The 17,325-nt window shown below is 70.9% G+C and carries 17 protein-coding genes; 7 read left to right on the forward strand and 10 right to left on the reverse strand.

Features of this window, described 5'->3' with window-relative positions; translation table 11 throughout:
- Window positions 1-2,043, reverse strand: coding sequence for a DHA2 family efflux MFS transporter permease subunit (locus ACFWSK_RS26945; RefSeq protein ID WP_383791223.1), 2,043 nt, complete (start codon window positions 2,041-2,043; stop codon window positions 1-3).
- A 138-nt stretch (window positions 2,044-2,181) separates the two neighbouring features.
- Here ACFWSK_RS26945 and ACFWSK_RS26950 point away from each other — a divergent pair, with 138 nt between their 5' ends.
- Entirely contained in the window at window positions 2,182-3,252 is a 1,071-nt protein-coding gene (locus tag ACFWSK_RS26950) for a peptidoglycan-binding protein (RefSeq protein ID WP_383791226.1), read from the forward strand.
- Between the two features lie 193 nt (window positions 3,253-3,445).
- Window positions 3,446-4,105 carry an HAD-IA family hydrolase gene (locus ACFWSK_RS26955; protein WP_383791228.1) on the forward strand — a complete coding sequence of 220 codons (660 nt, stop codon included), beginning with the start codon at window positions 3,446-3,448 and terminating at the stop codon, window positions 4,103-4,105.
- Between the two features lie 150 nt (window positions 4,106-4,255).
- Here ACFWSK_RS26955 and ACFWSK_RS26960 read toward each other — a convergent pair whose 3' ends face one another.
- Entirely contained in the window at window positions 4,256-4,996 is a 741-nt protein-coding gene (locus ACFWSK_RS26960) for an ABC transporter permease (protein WP_383791230.1), read from the reverse strand.
- Window positions 4,997-5,218: 222 nt separating this feature from the next.
- On the opposite strand from ACFWSK_RS26960, the gene ACFWSK_RS26965 reads away from it, so the two are divergent.
- From ACFWSK_RS26965 to ACFWSK_RS26980, 4 genes are all read left to right on the forward strand, one after another.
- A complete protein-coding gene (locus ACFWSK_RS26965) occupies window positions 5,219-5,863 on the forward strand; it encodes an HNH endonuclease family protein (RefSeq protein WP_383791233.1) in 645 nt (214 codons plus the stop codon).
- Between the two features lie 122 nt (window positions 5,864-5,985).
- The gene (locus ACFWSK_RS26970) at window positions 5,986-7,677 is read left to right on the forward strand and encodes an alkaline phosphatase D family protein (protein WP_383791236.1); all 1,692 of its coding nucleotides are present in this window, start codon (window positions 5,986-5,988) and stop codon (window positions 7,675-7,677) included.
- Window positions 7,678-7,796: 119 nt separating this feature from the next.
- Window positions 7,797-8,240, forward strand: a complete 444-nt coding sequence (locus tag ACFWSK_RS26975; protein WP_383791239.1) for a DoxX family protein — start codon at window positions 7,797-7,799, stop codon at window positions 8,238-8,240.
- A 378-nt stretch (window positions 8,241-8,618) separates the two neighbouring features.
- Complete coding sequence (locus ACFWSK_RS26980; protein ID WP_383791241.1) at window positions 8,619-9,278, forward strand: DedA family protein; 660 nt, start codon at window positions 8,619-8,621, stop codon at window positions 9,276-9,278.
- 30 nt (window positions 9,279-9,308) lie between these two features.
- Here the strand turns inward: ACFWSK_RS26980 and ACFWSK_RS26985 are convergent, their stop codons facing one another.
- The 7 genes from ACFWSK_RS26985 to ACFWSK_RS27015 all read right to left on the reverse strand — a co-directional run bounded on the left by ACFWSK_RS26985 (window position 9,309) and on the right by ACFWSK_RS27015 (window position 15,369).
- The gene (locus tag ACFWSK_RS26985) at window positions 9,309-9,533 is read right to left on the reverse strand and encodes a DUF2277 domain-containing protein (RefSeq protein ID WP_383791244.1); all 225 of its coding nucleotides are present in this window, start codon (window positions 9,531-9,533) and stop codon (window positions 9,309-9,311) included.
- Window positions 9,534-9,697: 164 nt separating this feature from the next.
- Window positions 9,698-11,065, reverse strand: coding sequence for a DUF1254 domain-containing protein (locus ACFWSK_RS26990; protein ID WP_383791246.1), 1,368 nt, complete (start codon window positions 11,063-11,065; stop codon window positions 9,698-9,700).
- 16 nt (window positions 11,066-11,081) lie between these two features.
- A complete protein-coding gene (locus ACFWSK_RS26995; RefSeq protein WP_383791249.1) occupies window positions 11,082-12,413 on the reverse strand; it encodes a DUF1254 domain-containing protein in 1,332 nt (443 codons plus the stop codon).
- 1 nt (window position 12,414) lies between these two features.
- Window positions 12,415-12,849, reverse strand: coding sequence for a hypothetical protein (locus tag ACFWSK_RS27000; RefSeq protein WP_383791252.1), 435 nt, complete (start codon window positions 12,847-12,849; stop codon window positions 12,415-12,417).
- Window positions 12,850-13,445: 596 nt separating this feature from the next.
- Window positions 13,446-13,661: a hypothetical protein gene (locus ACFWSK_RS27005; RefSeq protein WP_383791254.1), complete on the reverse strand. Its 216-nt coding sequence runs from the start codon at window positions 13,659-13,661 to the stop codon at window positions 13,446-13,448.
- A 767-nt stretch (window positions 13,662-14,428) separates the two neighbouring features.
- Window positions 14,429-14,674: a hypothetical protein gene (locus tag ACFWSK_RS27010; protein ID WP_383791257.1), complete on the reverse strand. Its 246-nt coding sequence runs from the start codon at window positions 14,672-14,674 to the stop codon at window positions 14,429-14,431.
- Window positions 14,675-14,769: 95 nt separating this feature from the next.
- On the reverse strand, window positions 14,770-15,369 hold the full coding sequence (locus tag ACFWSK_RS27015) for a helix-turn-helix domain-containing protein (RefSeq protein WP_383791259.1): 600 nt from the start codon (window positions 15,367-15,369) through the stop codon (window positions 14,770-14,772).
- Window positions 15,370-15,508: 139 nt separating this feature from the next.
- Here ACFWSK_RS27015 and ACFWSK_RS27020 point away from each other — a divergent pair, with 139 nt between their 5' ends.
- Window positions 15,509-16,894, forward strand: a complete 1,386-nt coding sequence (locus ACFWSK_RS27020; RefSeq protein WP_383791262.1) for an MFS transporter — start codon at window positions 15,509-15,511, stop codon at window positions 16,892-16,894.
- Window positions 16,895-16,936: 42 nt separating this feature from the next.
- Here the strand turns inward: ACFWSK_RS27020 and ACFWSK_RS27025 are convergent, their stop codons facing one another.
- Window positions 16,937-17,125, reverse strand: coding sequence for a hypothetical protein (locus ACFWSK_RS27025; RefSeq protein ID WP_383791265.1), 189 nt, complete (start codon window positions 17,123-17,125; stop codon window positions 16,937-16,939).
- Window positions 17,126-17,325: the final 200 nt, after the last annotated feature.

A 17,325-nucleotide genomic window follows, 5' to 3' on the forward strand; every position in this document is an offset into this window, starting at 1 on the left:
CTACGCGTGGTGGTCGCGTGGCGGTTCCGGCATGTGCGGCCTGTCCTTGCTCGACCCGCTCACCTCGGCGGTCAGTTCCGCGACCAGGTGGACCAGGTCGGTCGGCCGCTCCGGCCCCCACCAGTCACCGAGCAGTTCCGCGAGCGAGTCCTCGCGGGCCTGCGAGAGGCGGACGACGGCCTCGGCGCCCTGGTCGGTCAGGATCATCTGGAGGCCCTCGCGGCGGGTCAGACCCCGCTCCTCGACCTGGCGGGCCGCCTCGTTGATCACCCGCAGCGGTACGGGGGCGGCGTCCGCGAGCCTGGCGGGTTCGACGGCGCCGTGCCGCTTGATGCGCAGCAGCAGCCAACTCGCCGCGGGCAGCAGGTCGTAGCCCGCCCTGGCGGTAATCTTCACGTAGATGTCGCGGCGGCCCTCGCGCGTGGCGAGCACCGAGAGCGCGCGGGCGCATTCGTCGTACGAGGAGCGCTCGACCGGGTTCGACGCGAGGGTCTGGCTGGTGTCGGGGGCGGTCACCGAGCCGCGCAGCGTGTCCTCCTCGAGGAACCAGGCGAAGACGAAGGCGACGAGGACGACGGGGACCGCGTACAGGAAGACGTCCGTGATGGACGTGGAGTACGCGCTGAGGATCGACGGGCGCAGCTCGGCAGGGAGGGCGCCGATGGCCCGCGGATCGGCGGCCAGCCGTTCGGCGTCGACTCCGGGGGGCAGCGAGCGGCCGGACAGGGCCGCTTCGAGTTTGCCGGTGAGCCGGTTGGTGAAGATGGTGCCGAAAATGGCGACACCGAACGAGGCGCCGATCGAGCGGAAGAACGTGGCGCCCGACGTGGCGACGCCCAGGTCCTCGTACCCGACGGCGTTCTGCACGACCAGCACGAGGACCTGCATCACCAGTCCGAGCCCGGCGCCGAACACGAAGAAGCAGACGCTCATCTCCCAGGTGGAGCTGGACTCGTCGAGCCGGTGGAGCAGCAGGAGACCGGCCGCGGTCAGGGCCGTGCCCACGACCGGGAAGACCTTCCAGCGGCCGGTGCGGCTGACCACCTGGCCGGAGCCTGTCGAGGTGATGAGCATGCCGAACACCATCGGCAGCATGTGCACACCGGACATGGTCGGCGAGATGCCCTGCACCACCTGGAGGAACGTCGGCAGATACGTCATCGCGCCGAACATCGCGAAACCGATGATGAAGCTGATGACGGCGACGAGCGTGAAGGTGCGGATGTGGAACAGTTTCAGCGGCAGTACGGGTTCCACGGCACGCCGCTCCACGGCGATGAACGCGATCAGCAGGACCACGGCGAGCACGGCCAGGCCGATGATCCTCGCTGAGCCCCAGGCCCAGGTGGTGCCGCCCAGGGAGGCGACGAGCACGAGGCAGGTGGCGACGGAGGCGATGAGGAAGGTGCCGAGGTAGTCGATGGTGTGCCTGGTCCCGCGCACGGGGATGTGCAGGACGGCGGCGATGACGAGGAGCGCCACGACACCGATCGGCAGGTTGATGTAGAAGACCCAGCGCCAGCTGAGGTGTTCGGTGAAGAAGCCGCCGAGAAGCGGTCCCAGGACGCTGGTCACCCCGAAGACCGCACCGAAGAGGCCCTGGTACTTGCCGCGTTCGCGCGGCGAGACGATGTCGCCGACGATCGCCATCGACAGGACCATCAGTCCGCCGCCGCCGAGCCCCTGGAGGGCGCGGAAGCCGATCAACTGCGGCATGTTCTGGGCGACGCCGCAGAGGGCCGAGCCGATCAGGAAGATGACGATGGCCGCCTGGAACAGCCTCTTGCGGCCGTACTGGTCACCTAGCTTGCCCCAGAGCGGGGTGGCCGCGGTGGCCGCCAGCATGTAGGCGGTGACCACCCAGGACAGATGGTCCATGCCGCCGAGTTCGCTGACGATCGTCGGCAGCGCGGTGGCGACGATGGTCTGATCGAGTGCGGCGAGCAGCATGCCGAGGAGCAGTGCGCCGATGGCGACGAGGACGGTCCGTGTGGACCGCCCCTCGCCGGGGGCCAGGGGCGGTGGGCTCAGCTGCTGGGCCATGGGCATCTCCTCGGGGTCCGCTTCTCCCCCATCCTGGCCTTTGTGCCCCGTTATGGCCTGCCGAGCGGCCGGACGCCGTTGGGCTTCCCCGTGGCGGCCTGCATAATCGCAGGCAGTTCGAAGGGGAGGGGACCCACAATGACCGGACAGGTATGCCCGGCGTGCGGTATGGAGCGAGGCCCGGAGCGGCCTGGAGCCGTTGGTACGGGGCCCGTCGGGCCCGGTACCGGACCCGACGCACGGCCTGACACGGGCATAAGACCCGGCTGCGCCTGCGGAGACCGCACGGCGCAGCCGACCGTGGATCAGCGGCGCGCCGCCCGTTCGGCGGAGACGGCCGCGGAGATCGCCGCTGCGGAGGATTTCGACCCGCTCCGCATCCGCCCGTACGTGACGCTGGGCGACGCCCATACGGCCGCCGGTCCCGAGCCGGACGACGGCACACCGGGGGCCGCGGCCGTGACCATGCCGCTGTTCCTGGACGTTCCCGCGGCGCGGCCGCTGCCGGAGACCGGAGCGGCGGACGAGGCCAGACGGCGGACCACCGCCGCGTACGGGGCGGACGACGACCCCGTACAGCCGCGCCGGCGCCGACCGTTCGCGGTCATCGCCGTGGGGGCGGCGGTGGCCGCGGTCGTCGGCACGGCCGCCTTCGCCGGAGGACTGTTCGCCGGGGACGACGGACACACGGAAGCACTGCCCTCGGCGACGACGAGCACCGAGGACTCCAGCAGCGAGCCGGCGACCGCCGTATCGGAATCGCCGTCCGCGTCCTCGTCCGGCGCGTCGCCGTCCGCCTCGGCCTCGCCGTCCGCGTCGGCCTCCGCATCCGCGTCCGCGTCCGCCTCACCGTCGAAGAGCGCGACGGCTTCCCGTTCCGCCTCGCCCACCGCGTCCGCCACGACGGCCCCGGCGCCCTCGTCCGCGAGCGCGCCGGCACCCAACGCCTCGACGGCGGCCCCGCCCGCGCTGAACGGCTCCACGCTGCAACCGGGCGACACCGGGGACGAGGTCGCCGAGCTCCAGCGGCGCCTCAAGGAGGTCTGGCTCTATCACGGGCCGGCCGACGGTACGTACTCCGGCCGGGTCAGGGACGCCGTGGCGGTCTACCAGTCGTACAAGGCCATCCAGGGCGACCCGGAGGGTGTCTACGGGCCGAACACCCGGCAGGCGCTGGAGGCGGAGACGACCGGCAGGCGCCGCGACTGAGGGGCACCGCGTCCGGCGGGCCTGCCGGATTGGCATTCTGCGGCCGCTTTTTGTATCGTGGAGGAACAAAGTAGCCTCCGCCCGTTCACCCTGACCGGCGGGCGGGGCTACTTGTTTCTCTTTGCCCGTGTTGTTCCCGCACCCGCGTTCCGCACCGCGTGGTTCGCACTCCCCCGCGCTCTGGAGCCTGCCGATGTCGGCCACCGTCCTCACAGCCCGCGCCCTCCTTCTGGACATGGATGGCACCCTCGTGAACTCCGACGCGGTGGTCGAGCGCTGCTGGAGCCGCTGGGCGCTGAGGCAGGGCCTGGACCCGGCCGCCGTACTCAAGGTGGTCCATGGACGGCAGGGATACGCCACGATGGCGGTCCTGCTCCCGGACCGTCCCATGGAGCAGAACTACGCGGAGAACCGGGAGCTGCTCGCCGAGGAGACCGCCGACGTCGACGGCGTGGTGCCGGTCGACGGCGCCCCGGCCTTCATGGCGTCGATCGCCGGCCTCCCGCACGCCCTGGTGACCTCGGCCGACGAGAAGCTCGCCCAGGCCCGGATGACAGCCGCGGCACTGCCGATGCCGGGCACCCGCGTCACCGCCGAGCAGGTCGGCGCCAGCAAGCCGGACCCTGAGGGCTTCCTCAAGGGCGCGGCCGAGCTGGGCTTCGACGCGGCGGACTGCATCGTCTTCGAGGACTCGGAGGCGGGCATCACGGCGGGCCGCGCAGCCGGTATGCGGGTCGTGGGCGTCGGCCCGCGCGCTGCGGCGCTCTCCCCCGACGCCCATGTCGAGGACCTGACGCGGATCCGGGTGGAGGCGGCCGCGGACGGCTCGATCCGCCTGCACATCGCGGCCTGACCCCCACCGGCCCTCCCGCATCGAGCTGGCCCTCCCGCATACAGCTGGGCCGGGCGCACCGAGGCGGTTCGAACCGCACGGAGCCGCACCGTGCCGCATCCGGCCCCGAACCGCGCCGGGCCGGGCCACATCAAGCCGGGCCGGGCCGCATCAAGACGGGTCGCGGTAGACCAGCCCGCGCGCGACCAGTTCCAGCACCAGCGCGACGGCCACGGCCTGCACCGCCATCAGGGCCACCAGGACGAACAGCTGCACGGCGCCCGCCTCCACCGGTGAGGCGCCGCCCAGCAGCATGCCCACGAACGCCCCGGGCAGGGTGACGAGCCCCACCGTCCGGGTCTGATCCAGCCCCGGCAGCAACGCGTCCGCGGCCACCGGGCGGGCGATCTCCAGCCGGGCGTCCCGGTCGAGCAGCCCCAGCGCCATCCCCGCCTCGACCTCCCCGTGCCGCACGGCGAGCTCGTCCAGCGCGCGCCGCCCACCGAGCACGGTCGCGGTGAGCGCGCCCCCGATGAGAATGCCCGTGACCGGGATCAGCGCGATGCCCCGGAGCGGGACAAGGCCGGTCAGCAGCAGCGCGGCGACGACGGGGACGACCGCGGCACCGATCGGCAGGGCGGCCCACCGCCAGGTGCGATTGCCGGTGATCCGGCGCCCGGCGGTCCACACCGCGACAGCGAACATCAGCGCCACGAAGCCGAGCAGGGGCGCCAGGGAGTGAACGACCCAGCCGATGAGCGCGGAGACGGCGGCCAGTTGGACCGCTGCCCGCAGCCCGGCCACGACGATCTCCCGCGAGCGGCCGAGCGAGGCCCACGCGGCGACGGCGGCCGCGAACGCCAGGAGTACGGCGAGGACGACCCCGAGCGTCACATTCACCGGAAGCAGCACGCGGCCACCTTAAGACCGCGCCCCCCGTGAGGCGCGCCCTCAACACCCCTGCCTCCCCCGGCCTCAGACCGGCCATCAGCGGGTTCCGTCCGATCTCTTGATGTGACGTGCACATGTCGTCACCCTGTTACCTGGCGCCCACCCTCCAGAAACCTGGCGCCGCCACGATGGCCGGGCCCCACAGGTCGCCCGCCAGAAGCCCCCCACATCAAGGGAGTTCGCATGTCAGGTGTCTACGCGCGTCGCGTTGCCGTCATAGCCGCATCCGCCGCCCTCGCCGCCACCACCGGGCTGCTCAGCGCACCGGCCGCCCAGGCCGCCATGCCCACCCCGGTCACCGCGTCCACCGCCCGCACCTATCTCAGCCAGCTCACCGTGAGGACCGAGGGATCGTCGACCGGCTACAGCCGCGAGATGTTCCCGCACTGGATCACCCAGTCGGGCGCCTGCAACACGCGCGAGGTGGTCCTCAAGCGGGACGGCACCAGCGTCCAGCAGGACTCCAGCTGCGCGGCGGTCAGCGGCAGCTGGTACTCGCAGTACGACGGGGCCACCTGGACCGCGGCCTCCGACATCGACATCGACCACATGATCCCGCTCGCCGAGGCATGGCGCTCCGGGGCGAACAGCTGGTCCACGTCCCAACGCCAGTCCTTCGCCAACGACCTGACGCGCCCGCAGCTGATCGCGGTCACGGACAACGTCAACCAGTCCAAGAGCGACCAGGACCCCGGAGAGTGGCTCCCGCCGCGCACCGCCTACCGATGCACGTACGCACGCGCCTGGGTGCACGTGAAGCACCACTACGGCCTGAGCGTCGACTCCACGGAGAAGAGCGCGCTCCAGACCGTCCTGAACGCCTGCTGACCCCTCCCCCACCCACCGGCCGGCCCGCCCGGCACCGAAACCCGCCAGGCGGAACCCACCCGTTCCCCTCCGTCGTTCCGTACGGTACGAAGCCATCTGTTACGGCGACGCGAGGGGGCGGCATGGCCAGGCTGCGACTGGGACCACTGCTGCGGTACATCGACTGGGAGTCGGCCACGTCGGCGACCGTCTGGATCGAGGCCGACCGGCCGTGCACGGCCGAGGTCAGGTGCGCCGACGGGGCGTCCGGCTCGTCGCCGACCTTCGCGGTCGTCGGGCATCACTACGCGCTGGTGGTCGTCACGGGCCTGACGCCGGGCACGACGACGGCGTACGAGGTGCTGCTCGACGGCCGGCGGGTGTGGCCGCTCGACGACTCCCGCTTCCCCCAGAGCACGATCACGACGCCCCCGCTCACCCCCGAGGGAGCGCCGGCCCCGGCGCCGGTGCGGATCGCCTTCGGCTCCTGCCGCTGGGCGGCTCCGCACGTCGCCGACAAGGACCCCGCGGGTCCGGACGCCCTGGACACCCTCGCGGCCCGCCTGGCCGCCGACCCCGGCGCCGTACGGCCCGACGCGCTGCTCCTGCTCGGCGATCAGGTGTACGCGGACGAGACCTCGCAGGCGACCCGGCACAGACTCGCCGCGCGCCGTGAGCTGGGGGAGGCACCGGGGGCGGAGGTCGCGGACTACGAGGAGTACACCTTCCTCTACGACGAGTCCTGGCGGGACCCGGAGGTTCGCTGGCTGCTGTCCACGGTCCCCAGCTGCATGATCTTCGACGATCACGACGTGATCGACGACTGGAACACCAGCGCCGCCTGGCTCGCGGAGATCCGCGCCACCCCGTGGTGGAACGAGCGGATCGTCAGCGGGCTGATGTCGTACTGGGTCTACCAGCACCTCGGCAACCTCTCCCCGGCCGTGCTGGCCGCCGACCCGCTCTACGCGGCGGTGCGCGCCCAGCCGGACGGCACCGAGCTCCTGCGCCGGTTCGCAGCGGAGACCGCGGTCGAGCCCTCCCGCGCCCGCTGGAGCTATCGGCGCGTTTTCGGCCGAGTCCGGGTGCTGATGGTGGACACCCGGGCGGCCCGGGTCCTCGACGAACAGCAGCGCTCGATGCTCAGCGCCGAGGAGGCCCGCTGGATGCGCGAAGAGGCCCTCGCCGACCCCGGATCGTATGACCATCTCCTGATCGGCACCTCACTGCCGTGGCTCCTGCCGCCCCTCATCCACGAGGCGGAGACCTGGAACGCCGCCCTGTGCCGCGGTGAGCGCGGCGGCCCCGGCGGGCGCTGGGCGCGATTCGGCGAGAAGCTGCGGCGCGCCTCCGACCTGGAACACTGGGCAGCTTTTCCCGAATCGTTCCGCACGCTGACGGAGCTGCTGAGGGAGGTGGGGAGCGGTCCGGACGCACCGGCGACGGTATGTGTGCTGTCGGGCGATGTGCACCATGCGTACATCGCGGAGCCCGAGTGGCCGGCCTCCGCACCGGGCGGCCTTCCCGCGGCGCACATCCTGCAGCTGACCTGCTCCCCCCTCCACAACTCGATCCCCCGCCCCCTGCGGATCGGCTTCCGTTTCGGCTGGAGCAGGGCGGGACGGCGGCTCGGCGGACTCCTGGCGCGCCACGGGCGGTCGGGGACCCCGCCGGTGCGGTGGCAGAAGACCGGCGGGCCATGGTTCGGCAATCAGTTGATGACACTGACGCTGCATGGCCGGAAAGCTGCGCTGACATTGGTTCAGGCCAGGGGAAGGTCTCGCGACGCACAGCTGGAGACCGTTCTCGATCGAAATCTGACCATCGACGAATGAATGACTTTCAGCCAGTCGACGGAATGTTGAACTTGCAAGTACCTGTGAGGCTTGCCTAACCTGGGGCGCTCAGTCGGCAATCGGTGCACGTCCCCCACAGACCGAAGGAGCCCTCCACCATGTCCATACGCCTGAACCAGGCCCAGCCCTACGCGCTCGCGGCGTTCCGCGTCGTCGTCGGCTTCCTCTTCGCCTGCCACGGCGCCGCGTCGCTCTTCGGAGTGCTCGGCGGCGACAGCGTTCCCAGCGCGACGTGGCCCGGCTGGTACGCCGCGGTGATCCAGCTCGTCGGCGGCATCCTGGTCGCGCTCGGCCTCGGCACCCGTATCGCGGCCTTCATCGCCTCCGGCTCCATGGCGTACGCGTACTTCAAGGTCCACCAGAGCGAGGCCCTGTTCCCCCTGCAGAACGGCGGCGAGGCTTCCGCGATGTTCTGCTGGGCCTTCCTGCTGATCGTCTTCACCGGCCCCGGGGCCTTCGCCGCCGACGGGCTCTTCTCGCGCGGTGGCACCGCGCACGACGCCGAGCGCCCGCGCGAGAAGGCGTCGGCCGTCACGGCCTGACCGTTCCACGAACGCGCGTCCGGCTCTCGACCTGAGCGTCCGGCTCCCCGCCGCTCCGGGGAGCCGGACGCTTTGGCGTACGGACCGCAATCCGGCCGGACCCGGACCGAGCAGGACCGGACCGGGCCGAGCCGCCTCACACCCTCCCGTACGCCGGCCGGCCACCGGTGCCGCCGCTCCCTGCTCCCTGCTCCCTGCTCTCGTCGGCTCCCCTCCCGCTGCCGTCACGCACCCTCCCCAAGGTGCACGTGAGCTGCACAACATCACCCACCCGAAGTGATGTCCAGGTAAACCGCGGGCGTACGCTGTACAGCTGGCCCTGCCGCCCCTGCCGCTCCCCTGCGACGTCGCGGCGTTGACACGCATCGGGGAGTAGAAGTGCTTGAGAGTGTGGGCGCGCTGACCGGCAGCCCATGGATCTACGCAGTGGTCGCCCTCTCGGTACTCCTGGACGTCTTCCTGCCCGTGCTCCCCAGCGGAGTCCTGGTGATCATGGCGGCCACCGCCGCGGCCGCCGGCACGACCACCGTCGCCGGATCCGCCGGGGAAGCGACGCGGCAGGTGCCGTCCCTGCTCGCGCTGATCCTGTGCGCGGCCACCGCTTCGGTGCTCGGTGACCTCGTCGCGTACCGCCTCGCCTGGCGCGGTGGCGACCGGCTGGACCGGGCCATCGCCCGCTCGCGGCGCCTCACGACCGCGCAGGAACGTCTTGGCGCGGCGCTCAGCCGTGGCGGGGGCGCGCTCGTCGTCATCGCCCGGTTCGCACCGGCCGGCCGCTCCGTGGTCTCCCTCGGCGCGGGCGCCGCCCACCGCAAGGTGAAGGAGTTCCTGCCCTGGTCGGCGCTGGCCGGTGTCGCCTGGGCGGGCTACAGCGTGGGCCTCGGCTACTTCGGCGGCCAGTGGATGGGCACCACCTGGCTGGGCACGGCGGTCTCGGTCTTCACCCTGTTCCTCGTGGGCGCACTGGCCGCACTCGTCGTACGTCGCCCCTCGGCAGCGGCGGAGTCTCCGGCCCCGGCCGTAGCCACCGGCTCCTGACCGCCCGCCCACTCGCCCTTCCTTCTCCCCTCAGCCCGTCTTGGCGGCACCCCGTACCTCCAGGCTGTCCAGCAGCCGGTGCGTGGCCTCGGTGATCTCGTCTACGGCACGGTCGAAGGCTTCGCGGTTGTGCGCGGCGGGCGCGCGGAAGCCTGACACCTTGCGCACGTACTGGAGGGCGGCGGCCCGCATGTCCTCCTCGGTGGCCTCTTCGGGGAGGGCGGGTGGGCGAAGGGTCTTGATGCTGCGGCACATGAATCCAGTGTGTACCGGACCACTGACAACGGCAGGGCAGCAGCATCCTCCCCACCGCATCCCCCACCACTGACCCACCACGAGCCACCACCGACCCGCCCCGGCCCACCCTGCCCGCCCTGCCCGCCCGCCTCAGCCGGCGAGGCCGCTGAGCGTCGATGGCATCACCCACCGTCCGTCTCAACCCGCTCGATGACCGGAATGACGTAGCTTCCGTCGAGAACGGCCTGCTCAGGGGTGTAGAGGCGGAGCATGGGCCGGAAGTCACCGTCCGGTGCGGGAAGCCAGTTCGCCGCCGCGTCGGGGTCCGCGGGCCGGTCCTTGGACAGATGCAGGGTCAGGGAGCCGTCGGCGGCGTACACGAGTCCGGGCGTACGGTCGCCGATCGAGTAGCGGCCCGCCGGATTCTCGACGAGGTAGTAGTCGGGGACGTCGTACATGGTCACCGACCAGAACGAGGTGACCGGCGGCCGCTCGTCGAAGCGCAGGACATACGAGTGGGCCCCGTTGAGCTGTCTGCCCGCGGAGTCCTGGAAGGTCTGCGCGTACACCGCCTCGTACCCGTGGTTCCCCCACAGTCCGGTCCGCGCGGCCACCGCCCTGACCAGGTACGACGCCTCACGGTCCGGGATCTTCCACTCCGGTGAGTCGATCGTTCCGACACTGAGGTGGTCGAGGTTGTAGTCGAAGAGGTGCGGGTTGGCGTCCCAGGCCCCTGGCGCAGCCCGGTCCGCTTCCGGCGCGGGCCGGGTGGCCGCTTCCACCCTCGCCTTGCCCCGCTTCATCCCCTGCGTCAGTGCCTGTACGAGGTCGGGCCCGGCCGGAAGGTACGGCGAGGGTCCCTCCTCCAGGAGCCCCAGCGGCTGGAACCGGTCCTGGTACGCCTGGTCCTCGGCGGACGGCGGGAAGTCGGCCATCCAGACGCGGAGCCGCTCGAAGAACCCCAGCGCCTCGGGGACGCCGCCGTCGGGTGCGGGCAGCCCCGTGCGGTGGGGTGCCGAGTCGAGGTGGCTGAGCGCGAACTGCCGCTGGAGCGCCTGGACCCGGGGCAGGTCGTCGGGCCCGTCGCAGGCGTTGCGGCCCACCACCGTCACGATCGAGGTCGGCGCGTCGATCACCCCGCTCAGACCGTCGGGTACGGTGCCCGACCAGCCGGGCGGCGCGATCAGCCAGTCACCCTCGCCCGTACCGGTGGCGCGGCGGCCGAGGTAGGCGAAGTTGTTGCTCCACACGTCCACGAACTGGAGCACGTAGTACGCGCCGCCGGTCTCGGGCACATGGAGGGTGAGCGGACCGCCGGACAGGTCGAGTTGGGCGATCGAGTAGACGGTGTCGTTGTTCACGGACACGAAGTGGGCGTCGGGTTCGGCCAGTTCGCCGGAGTGGGCGAACCGGTTGAAGGGAGCGGGGGGCAGTGCGCCGAAGCCCTTGCGCAGGAAGGCATCGACCATCGACAGATCGAAGACCAGCGGATAGCCGTAGACATAGGCATCGGCGGCCAGCTCGACGAGTTCTTCGGGAGTCTCCACCACGGGTGTTCCTCTCGTCTCAGTCGCGCACGGCGAGTGCCGGCATGGACCAGCTGCCGTCGAGTACGGCGGCCCGCGGCCCGTAGACACGGATGGCGATCGTGAAGGGGCCGTCGGGCGCGGGCAGCCAGTTCGCGGCCCGCTCCGGGTCCTGCGGCTCGTCCTTCTGTACGTACAGCGTCAAACCGCCGTCCGCGTCGTGGACCAGTCCGGCGGTGCGGTCCCCGATCGAGTAGCGGTCGACGGGGTTGTCGACGAGCAGGCGTTCGGGCAGCCGGTACATCGTGGCCGACCAGAAGAACCGGGCGGGCGGCAGCTGTCCCGGGGGAAAGCGGACGGTGTAGTCGCGGGCGGAGGCGTCCGGCGGGCGGTTGCCCCGGTCGTCGCTCAGCCATCCCGCGTACCAGGCTTCGGCGGCCGGCAGCCCGTACAGCCCCTTGTCGACGCCGACCGCGCGGGTCAGATGGTCGTCGCCGTGCTCGGCGCGCGTACCGAACCAGCCGGTGGAGTCGGCGGCGTCCCTCTTCGCCGCCTCCAGCGTGGCCCGTGCGTCGGCTATGCCCTTCTCCACGGCGGCGCGGATCTCCGGCTTCAGCGCGGAGGGCTCGAACTCCCCGCGGCCGTCGACACCGAGCGCGGCAAGCCGCTCGCGCAGCCCCCGTTCGCTCTCCAGGACGGGGAAGAACTGCAGCAGGAAGTCGAGGAGCGTGAAGAACTCGGCGGTGCCCAGGTCCTCCGCACGCCATACCGGCCACACCGGTTCATCGACGGGGTGGGGCGCCGCCGTGTCGAGGAACTCGGACAACGGCCGGAGCAGGTACTGCTCCTGTACGGCCCGCAGCGCGGTCACGTCGCCGGGCCCCGCCAGATACGTACGCCCGAGAACGCCGACCAGGAAGGTGTCCGCGCGCAGCACCCCGGCGACCTTGTCCGGCACGTCGCCGCGCCAGCCGGGCCCGGCCACCAGGTAGTCCCCGGCTTCCTGCCCGGTGGTACGGGCGCCGACGTACCCGACGTACGAGGTGTCCAGGTCATGGAACGGCAGTACGTAGTACCGGTCGACGGCCGGCACGGACACCACCCACGGCTCGGCCCGCAGGTCGAGCCAGGCCCAGGAGTACGGGGTGTCGTTGTTCGGCGTCACCACATCGGTTTCGGCCGGGGTGAACGGCTGGGCGTAGTGCCGGAATCGGCCGAAGCCACCGACGGAGCGAGGATCGTCCGGGTCGATGGCCTGCGGGTACATCGTGCGGTAGTTCTCCAGGAGCGGGTATCCCCAGATCCAGGCCGAGGCGGCGGTATCGCGCGCCGCCTCGGCCGTCACAGATCCCGCCGCGTGGTCCGCTGCCACGTCAGATGGCCGACTTCGAGCGATCGGTGCACAGGGCCCAGATCACGAAGACGTCGATGGCGATCGAGACGATGGCCCAGACCGGCTGGTACGGCAGCCAGACGAAGTTGGCGATGATGCTCAGCGAGGCGAGTCCGACGCCCGCACCGCGGGCCCAGCCTGCGCCCTTCAGGATGCCCAGGCCGACGATCACCAGGATCACACCGAGGATCAGGTGGATCCAGCCCCAGGCGGTCACGTCGAACTTGAAGACGTAGTTGTTGACGCGGGCGTACACGTCGTCGGTGCCGATGCCCGCGATGCCCTTGACGACCGATAGGAAGCCGTCCACCAGGAGCAGAACACCGGCAAACATCGTTCCTCCGGCAGCCCATCCGCTGCCGCCGCCGGCGACGTCCCGTCGGGAGTTGCCGGACGTGTGTGCTGACTGTGACATGGGGACTCCTTCGCCGCGCAGGCTCACCGGCCTGCGGATCTGTCCTGCATTGCGTTCCTGCGTCGACGCCCGCCGTGCACGCCCCGCAGCTCACGTCCTGCAGACACGTTGTGCAGACCCGCTTCGCAAACGCGTCCTGCACATCAGTTCTGCAGGTCAGGTACTGCAGATGATTCAGAACCGACGCTGCGCGCCCCCCACCCGCCCGGCCACTCGGCGGCACCCATACGGGTGAACCCTCACGGCGCGGTGACGGTGAGGACGTGCCCCTGAGCGTCCACGGTGAGCACCACACGCTCGACCCGGTTCCTCAGAGCCACCCCCCTGCCCACCCGGCGCCCCACAGCAGGCACGAGAAGACGTGAGAAAGGCGTGCAGCACATGGTTCACCGGCTGCCCGCGCGCGAGAACCACCTGGGTCCCCGACCGCGACTCCACCCGCCACCCGTCGGCGATCCGCTGGTTCACCACCCAGTCGAGGATGAGGCTGCGCCGCAGTGCGTCGGGCGGCGTGCCGTCTCCCTCGTGATACCCGGGCGGAGGCTGCACGGACACCAGCCCGTGCCTCCTGGGCCCACGGCGACGCATCACGGCACTCACCCCCAGGTATCGAGATCTCCACCGCGCCACTCGATCAGCTCGGGCTGATCGAGATCGATCTCCTCGGCCCCGGCAGCGAGCCCGGCCCTGCGCAGAAACGACGCCACCTCACCACGCCCGTGCGCCAGTCCCACGATCTGGCCGTGCACGGTCACCCGCCGCCCTCCGGTGGTCGAGGGCGGGTACACGATGACGGGCGGATGACCGGACATGTATCCACGGTGCGCCCGGCCGGGCCGGGACGCATCCCGGAGTGTGGCGGAGGAGATCGCCGTCAGCGCGAACCATCCCGCACGGTCCCTGCCTCGCTGCCTCGCCGACTCCCGCCCCAAGACGTGCACTTGTGTGGACGACGGCAGAGCGGGAACGCGATCACCGTCAAGGGAGGACGCGGCCATACCCCGTAGGGGTAGAGATGCGCACACTCCGCACATGGACGGCGTGCGTGAAGGCACGCTCCGTACGGTCAGCGGAATTTCTGCCTGCCGCGGAACGGGGGCACGAGGTGCGCGGGCGATGAGCGCCCCGTCGCGCGAGCCATTGCCGCACCCGATGAGTCCGGGTCCCGGCCGCACCGCCCCTCCTCTGACGGACGGCAGCCGGTACGAGTCCCCACGCACGATGGAGGAAGCCAGCATGCAATGCGGGAAATGCGGAGGCCGGATGAGCGAGAACGCCGGCGGCTGGTGGACCTGCTGGGGCTGCGGCAACAGCCAGCCCGCGCACATGGAGAACCCCCCGCCTCCACGGAGGACGACGGAACGACCCGAGAACGGAGACGCGCTCAGCGCGCCGCGCTCGGACCGGCACCGGGGCAGCGCTGACTGCTCCGTGCGAGTGGCGCCGGACCGTCGGGCGCAGACCGGTGGACGGACGGGCCGGTGAGCGGTGCCGCCCGACGAGCGGTCCGGGCGCCTTCCCCGAACCGCTCGTCGGCGATCACGTGCTCACGTGGTCACGTGGTCACGTGGTCACGTGGTCAAGAAGCCTCGGTGAAGGTCACGGACCAGGCGTAGCCGCTCAGGCTGTCGTGCGGAACCCGCCGGACCTCTCTGACCTGGCATCCGTCGTGGGCGTACTTGAGGGCGAACCGGTCGAGACGCTCCGAGTCGGTGAGCTCTTCCATGGAGAGCGGCGCCCCGACGACCAGGTCCTCGTGAAGGACCGAGTCGGATGCGGCACCGTCTGAACAGACCGAGCAATGATGCGTTCTGGGTAGGGCCATACGCTCAGTGTGCTCCTATCCCGGCCGCCCCGGAGCCACCGAGCCCACCGCCCCGCCCCACGCGGCCCCGGAGCCGTCCGCCCGCGCAGGTCCCGTCACCGTCCCGGAGGCGCCTCCGTGGAGGGCCGTGCGCGGATGACGGCCTGGTCGCCCCGCGGCCCGAACAGGTGCAGGATCTCCACGGTGCTCGCGTTCGCCGGCCCGAACCAGTGCGGTTGCCCGGTGTCGAACTCGGCCAGCTCTCCGGGGCGCAGCACGAACTCGTCGTCCCCGAGAAGGAGGCGCAGCTCGCCCGCCAGGACGTAGAGCCACTCGTAGCCCTCGTGGGTCACCAGCTTCGGCTCGCGAGGAGCCAGCACCTGCTTGAACACCTGCACCCGCCCCGGGTACTGCGTCAGGGGTACGAGCGTGCTGCCGTGCGCCTTGCGCAAGGGCGCGAGATGGACCCGTGGGTCGCCGCTCGCCGGTGCGGCCACCAGCTGGTCGAGTGCGATGCGGTGCACGCGCGCGAGCGGGATGAGCAGGTCCAGGGTCGGACGCCGTTTGCCCGATTCCAGCCGGGACAGGGTGCTCACCGAGATCCCGGACGTAGTCGCGAGGGCCTCCAGCGTGAGTCCTCGGTCGAGCCGCAGCGCGCGCAGCCGGGGCCCGATGCCGCCAAGGATCTCTTCCAGTTCCGTGTCCACGTCTCCCATTTTGCAGTCTTCGCAAAAGTGCTGGGCCACAACCGTCGTACGGCCGGAGTCTTGCCGGGCACACACTCCCGGACGTGAGAGGCAGACCGTGACCGCGACGACGCCCCACCCTGTTCAACCCCCGATGAACGCCCGCCCCATGAGTGCGCGCAGGCGCTGGACGGTGCTGGCCGTCTGCTGCCTGAGCATGTTCCTGGTGGGTCTGGACACCACCATCGTCAACGTGGGTCTGCCCGCGATCGGGCGCGGCCTGGGCGTCGGGACGCACGGCCTGGAATGGACCGTGGACGCGTACACCCTCGTCCTGGCCGGCCTCCTGATCTCCTCCGGTGCGCTGGCGGACCGGTTCGGACGCCGACGGGTGTTCCAGACCGGCCTGCTCGTGTTCGGCGCGGCCTCGCTGGCCTGCGCCCTCGCCCCTTCGGTGGGCGCACTCGTCGCGGCCCGCGCCGTCCAGGGAATCGGCGCCTCGATGCTCAGCCCCGTGGCCCTCGCGATCGTCGTGAACGCGATGCCCGATCCGAAGGAGCGAGCCCAGGCGATCGGCATCTGGGCATCGGTCTTCGGCCTGAGCATGGCCGCCGGCCCTGTCATGGGCGGCTTTCTCATCGAGGCGCTCGGCTGGCGGTCCATGTTCTGGATCAACGCGCCGGTCGTCGTGGCCGCCCTCGTACTCACCGCCGTGTTCGTACCGGAGTCCCGCGCACAGCGTGCACAGCGCCTGGACCTCCCGGGCCAGGCCCTGCTGTCCCTGGCCATCGCGCTCTCGGTCGGCACCCTCATCGAAGGCCCGCGCATCGGCTGGACGTCACCGGCAGCCCTGGCCATGTACGCGTCCACAGCCGTGGTCACGTTCGCCTTCGTACGCATCGAATCCCACCGACACGAACCCCTGATGGACCCCCGCCTCTTCCGTAACCCGGCCTTCACCAGCGCGGTCCTGGCCGCGGTAGCGGTCTTCGTGGCCCTGAACGTCACGCTGCTGCTGAACACCCTCTACCTGCAACAAACCCGGGACTGGACGCCGTTGGCAGCCGGGACGGCAACCCTGCCCATGGCGCTCGGAGCAACGGTCTGCGCACCCTTCTCCGGCCGCCTGGTCGGCCGCATCGGACCACGCCTGCCGCTCGCCCTGGCCGGCGGCTTCATCACGGCCGGCGGACTCAGCCTGATCGGGCTCGAACAGGACACGAGCGTGCTGCTGCTCCTCCTGTCCTACCTGCTGATCGGCATCGGCTTCGGCTTCGCTAACGCCCCGATCACCAACACGGCGGTCAGCGGCCTGCCTCCCGCCCGAGCCGGCGTGGCCGGCGGAATCACCTCCACGGCCCGCCAGTTCGGCGCCGCGCTGGGCATCGCCATCGCCGGCGCCCTGGTCACATCAGCCACCCCGACACAACTCGCCCACGCCTCCCGCCCGGGCTGGGCCCTGGTCGCCACCTGCGGAGCACTGCTCCTCCTCTTCGCCCACACGTCACGCCCCAGGAAGCCCCTCCCCCACCCCACGCCCGCACGAGCGAAATGAACTCAGGAGCGACGCGCCCAACTACCCACCAGCCACGCGGAATCATCGCTTCATGGCCCTGTACCGCTTGAGCAGCATCGTGACCCTCGCGCCGTCGGCAGCACCATTCAATTCTGCGAGGAGATCATCAGGACAGAGTTCGTAATGGTCGCCCCACCACCGGCGCCCCGTGTTGTCCCAGATGCGATAGCCACCCGGAACCCCTCTGGCCACGTACCGTCTTCTGCTCATTCGTTCTCCGCTACGTCGGACACGGTGATCCGCAGCATCCCCGGCCAGGCATCCCAGCAGGTGCTCGTCTGCAATACGTTGTTGACTGTTGTCTCTCAATTGGTGTTACTGAGATTGAACTCGTGAAGTCATAAGGGCTGACGAGGGGTGTCTGCCTGCGGTATCACGAGAGGATGAGGTATCCACAGGGTGGCGGGTTG

The sequence above is a fragment of the Streptomyces sp. NPDC058620 genome, from assembly GCF_042717135.1.
GTDB lineage: Bacteria > Actinomycetota > Actinomycetes > Streptomycetales > Streptomycetaceae > Streptomyces.

Coding starts and splice junctions, on each gene's coding strand:
- ACFWSK_RS26985 (WP_383791244.1), bottom strand. CDS start 9,533: ATGTGCCGCAGCATCAAGACCCTTCGCCCACCCGCCCTCCCCGAAGAG.
- ACFWSK_RS27005 (WP_383791254.1), bottom strand. CDS start 13,661: ATGTCCGGTCATCCGCCCGTCATCGTGTACCCGCCCTCGACCACCGGA.
- ACFWSK_RS27025 (WP_383791265.1), bottom strand. CDS start 17,125: ATGAGCAGAAGACGGTACGTGGCCAGAGGGGTTCCGGGTGGCTATCGC.
- ACFWSK_RS26950 (WP_383791226.1), top strand. CDS start 2,182: ATGACCGGACAGGTATGCCCGGCGTGCGGTATGGAGCGAGGCCCGGAG.
- ACFWSK_RS27000 (WP_383791252.1), bottom strand. CDS start 12,849: ATGTCACAGTCAGCACACACGTCCGGCAACTCCCGACGGGACGTCGCC.
- ACFWSK_RS26970 (WP_383791236.1), top strand. CDS start 5,986: ATGGCCAGGCTGCGACTGGGACCACTGCTGCGGTACATCGACTGGGAG.
- ACFWSK_RS26965 (WP_383791233.1), top strand. CDS start 5,219: ATGTCAGGTGTCTACGCGCGTCGCGTTGCCGTCATAGCCGCATCCGCC.
- ACFWSK_RS27010 (WP_383791257.1), bottom strand. CDS start 14,674: ATGGCCCTACCCAGAACGCATCATTGCTCGGTCTGTTCAGACGGTGCC.
- ACFWSK_RS26975 (WP_383791239.1), top strand. CDS start 7,797: ATGTCCATACGCCTGAACCAGGCCCAGCCCTACGCGCTCGCGGCGTTC.
- ACFWSK_RS27020 (WP_383791262.1), top strand. CDS start 15,509: ATGAGTGCGCGCAGGCGCTGGACGGTGCTGGCCGTCTGCTGCCTGAGC.
- ACFWSK_RS26955 (WP_383791228.1), top strand. CDS start 3,446: ATGTCGGCCACCGTCCTCACAGCCCGCGCCCTCCTTCTGGACATGGAT.
- ACFWSK_RS26945 (WP_383791223.1), bottom strand. CDS start 2,043: ATGGCCCAGCAGCTGAGCCCACCGCCCCTGGCCCCCGGCGAGGGGCGG.
- ACFWSK_RS27015 (WP_383791259.1), bottom strand. CDS start 15,369: ATGGGAGACGTGGACACGGAACTGGAAGAGATCCTTGGCGGCATCGGG.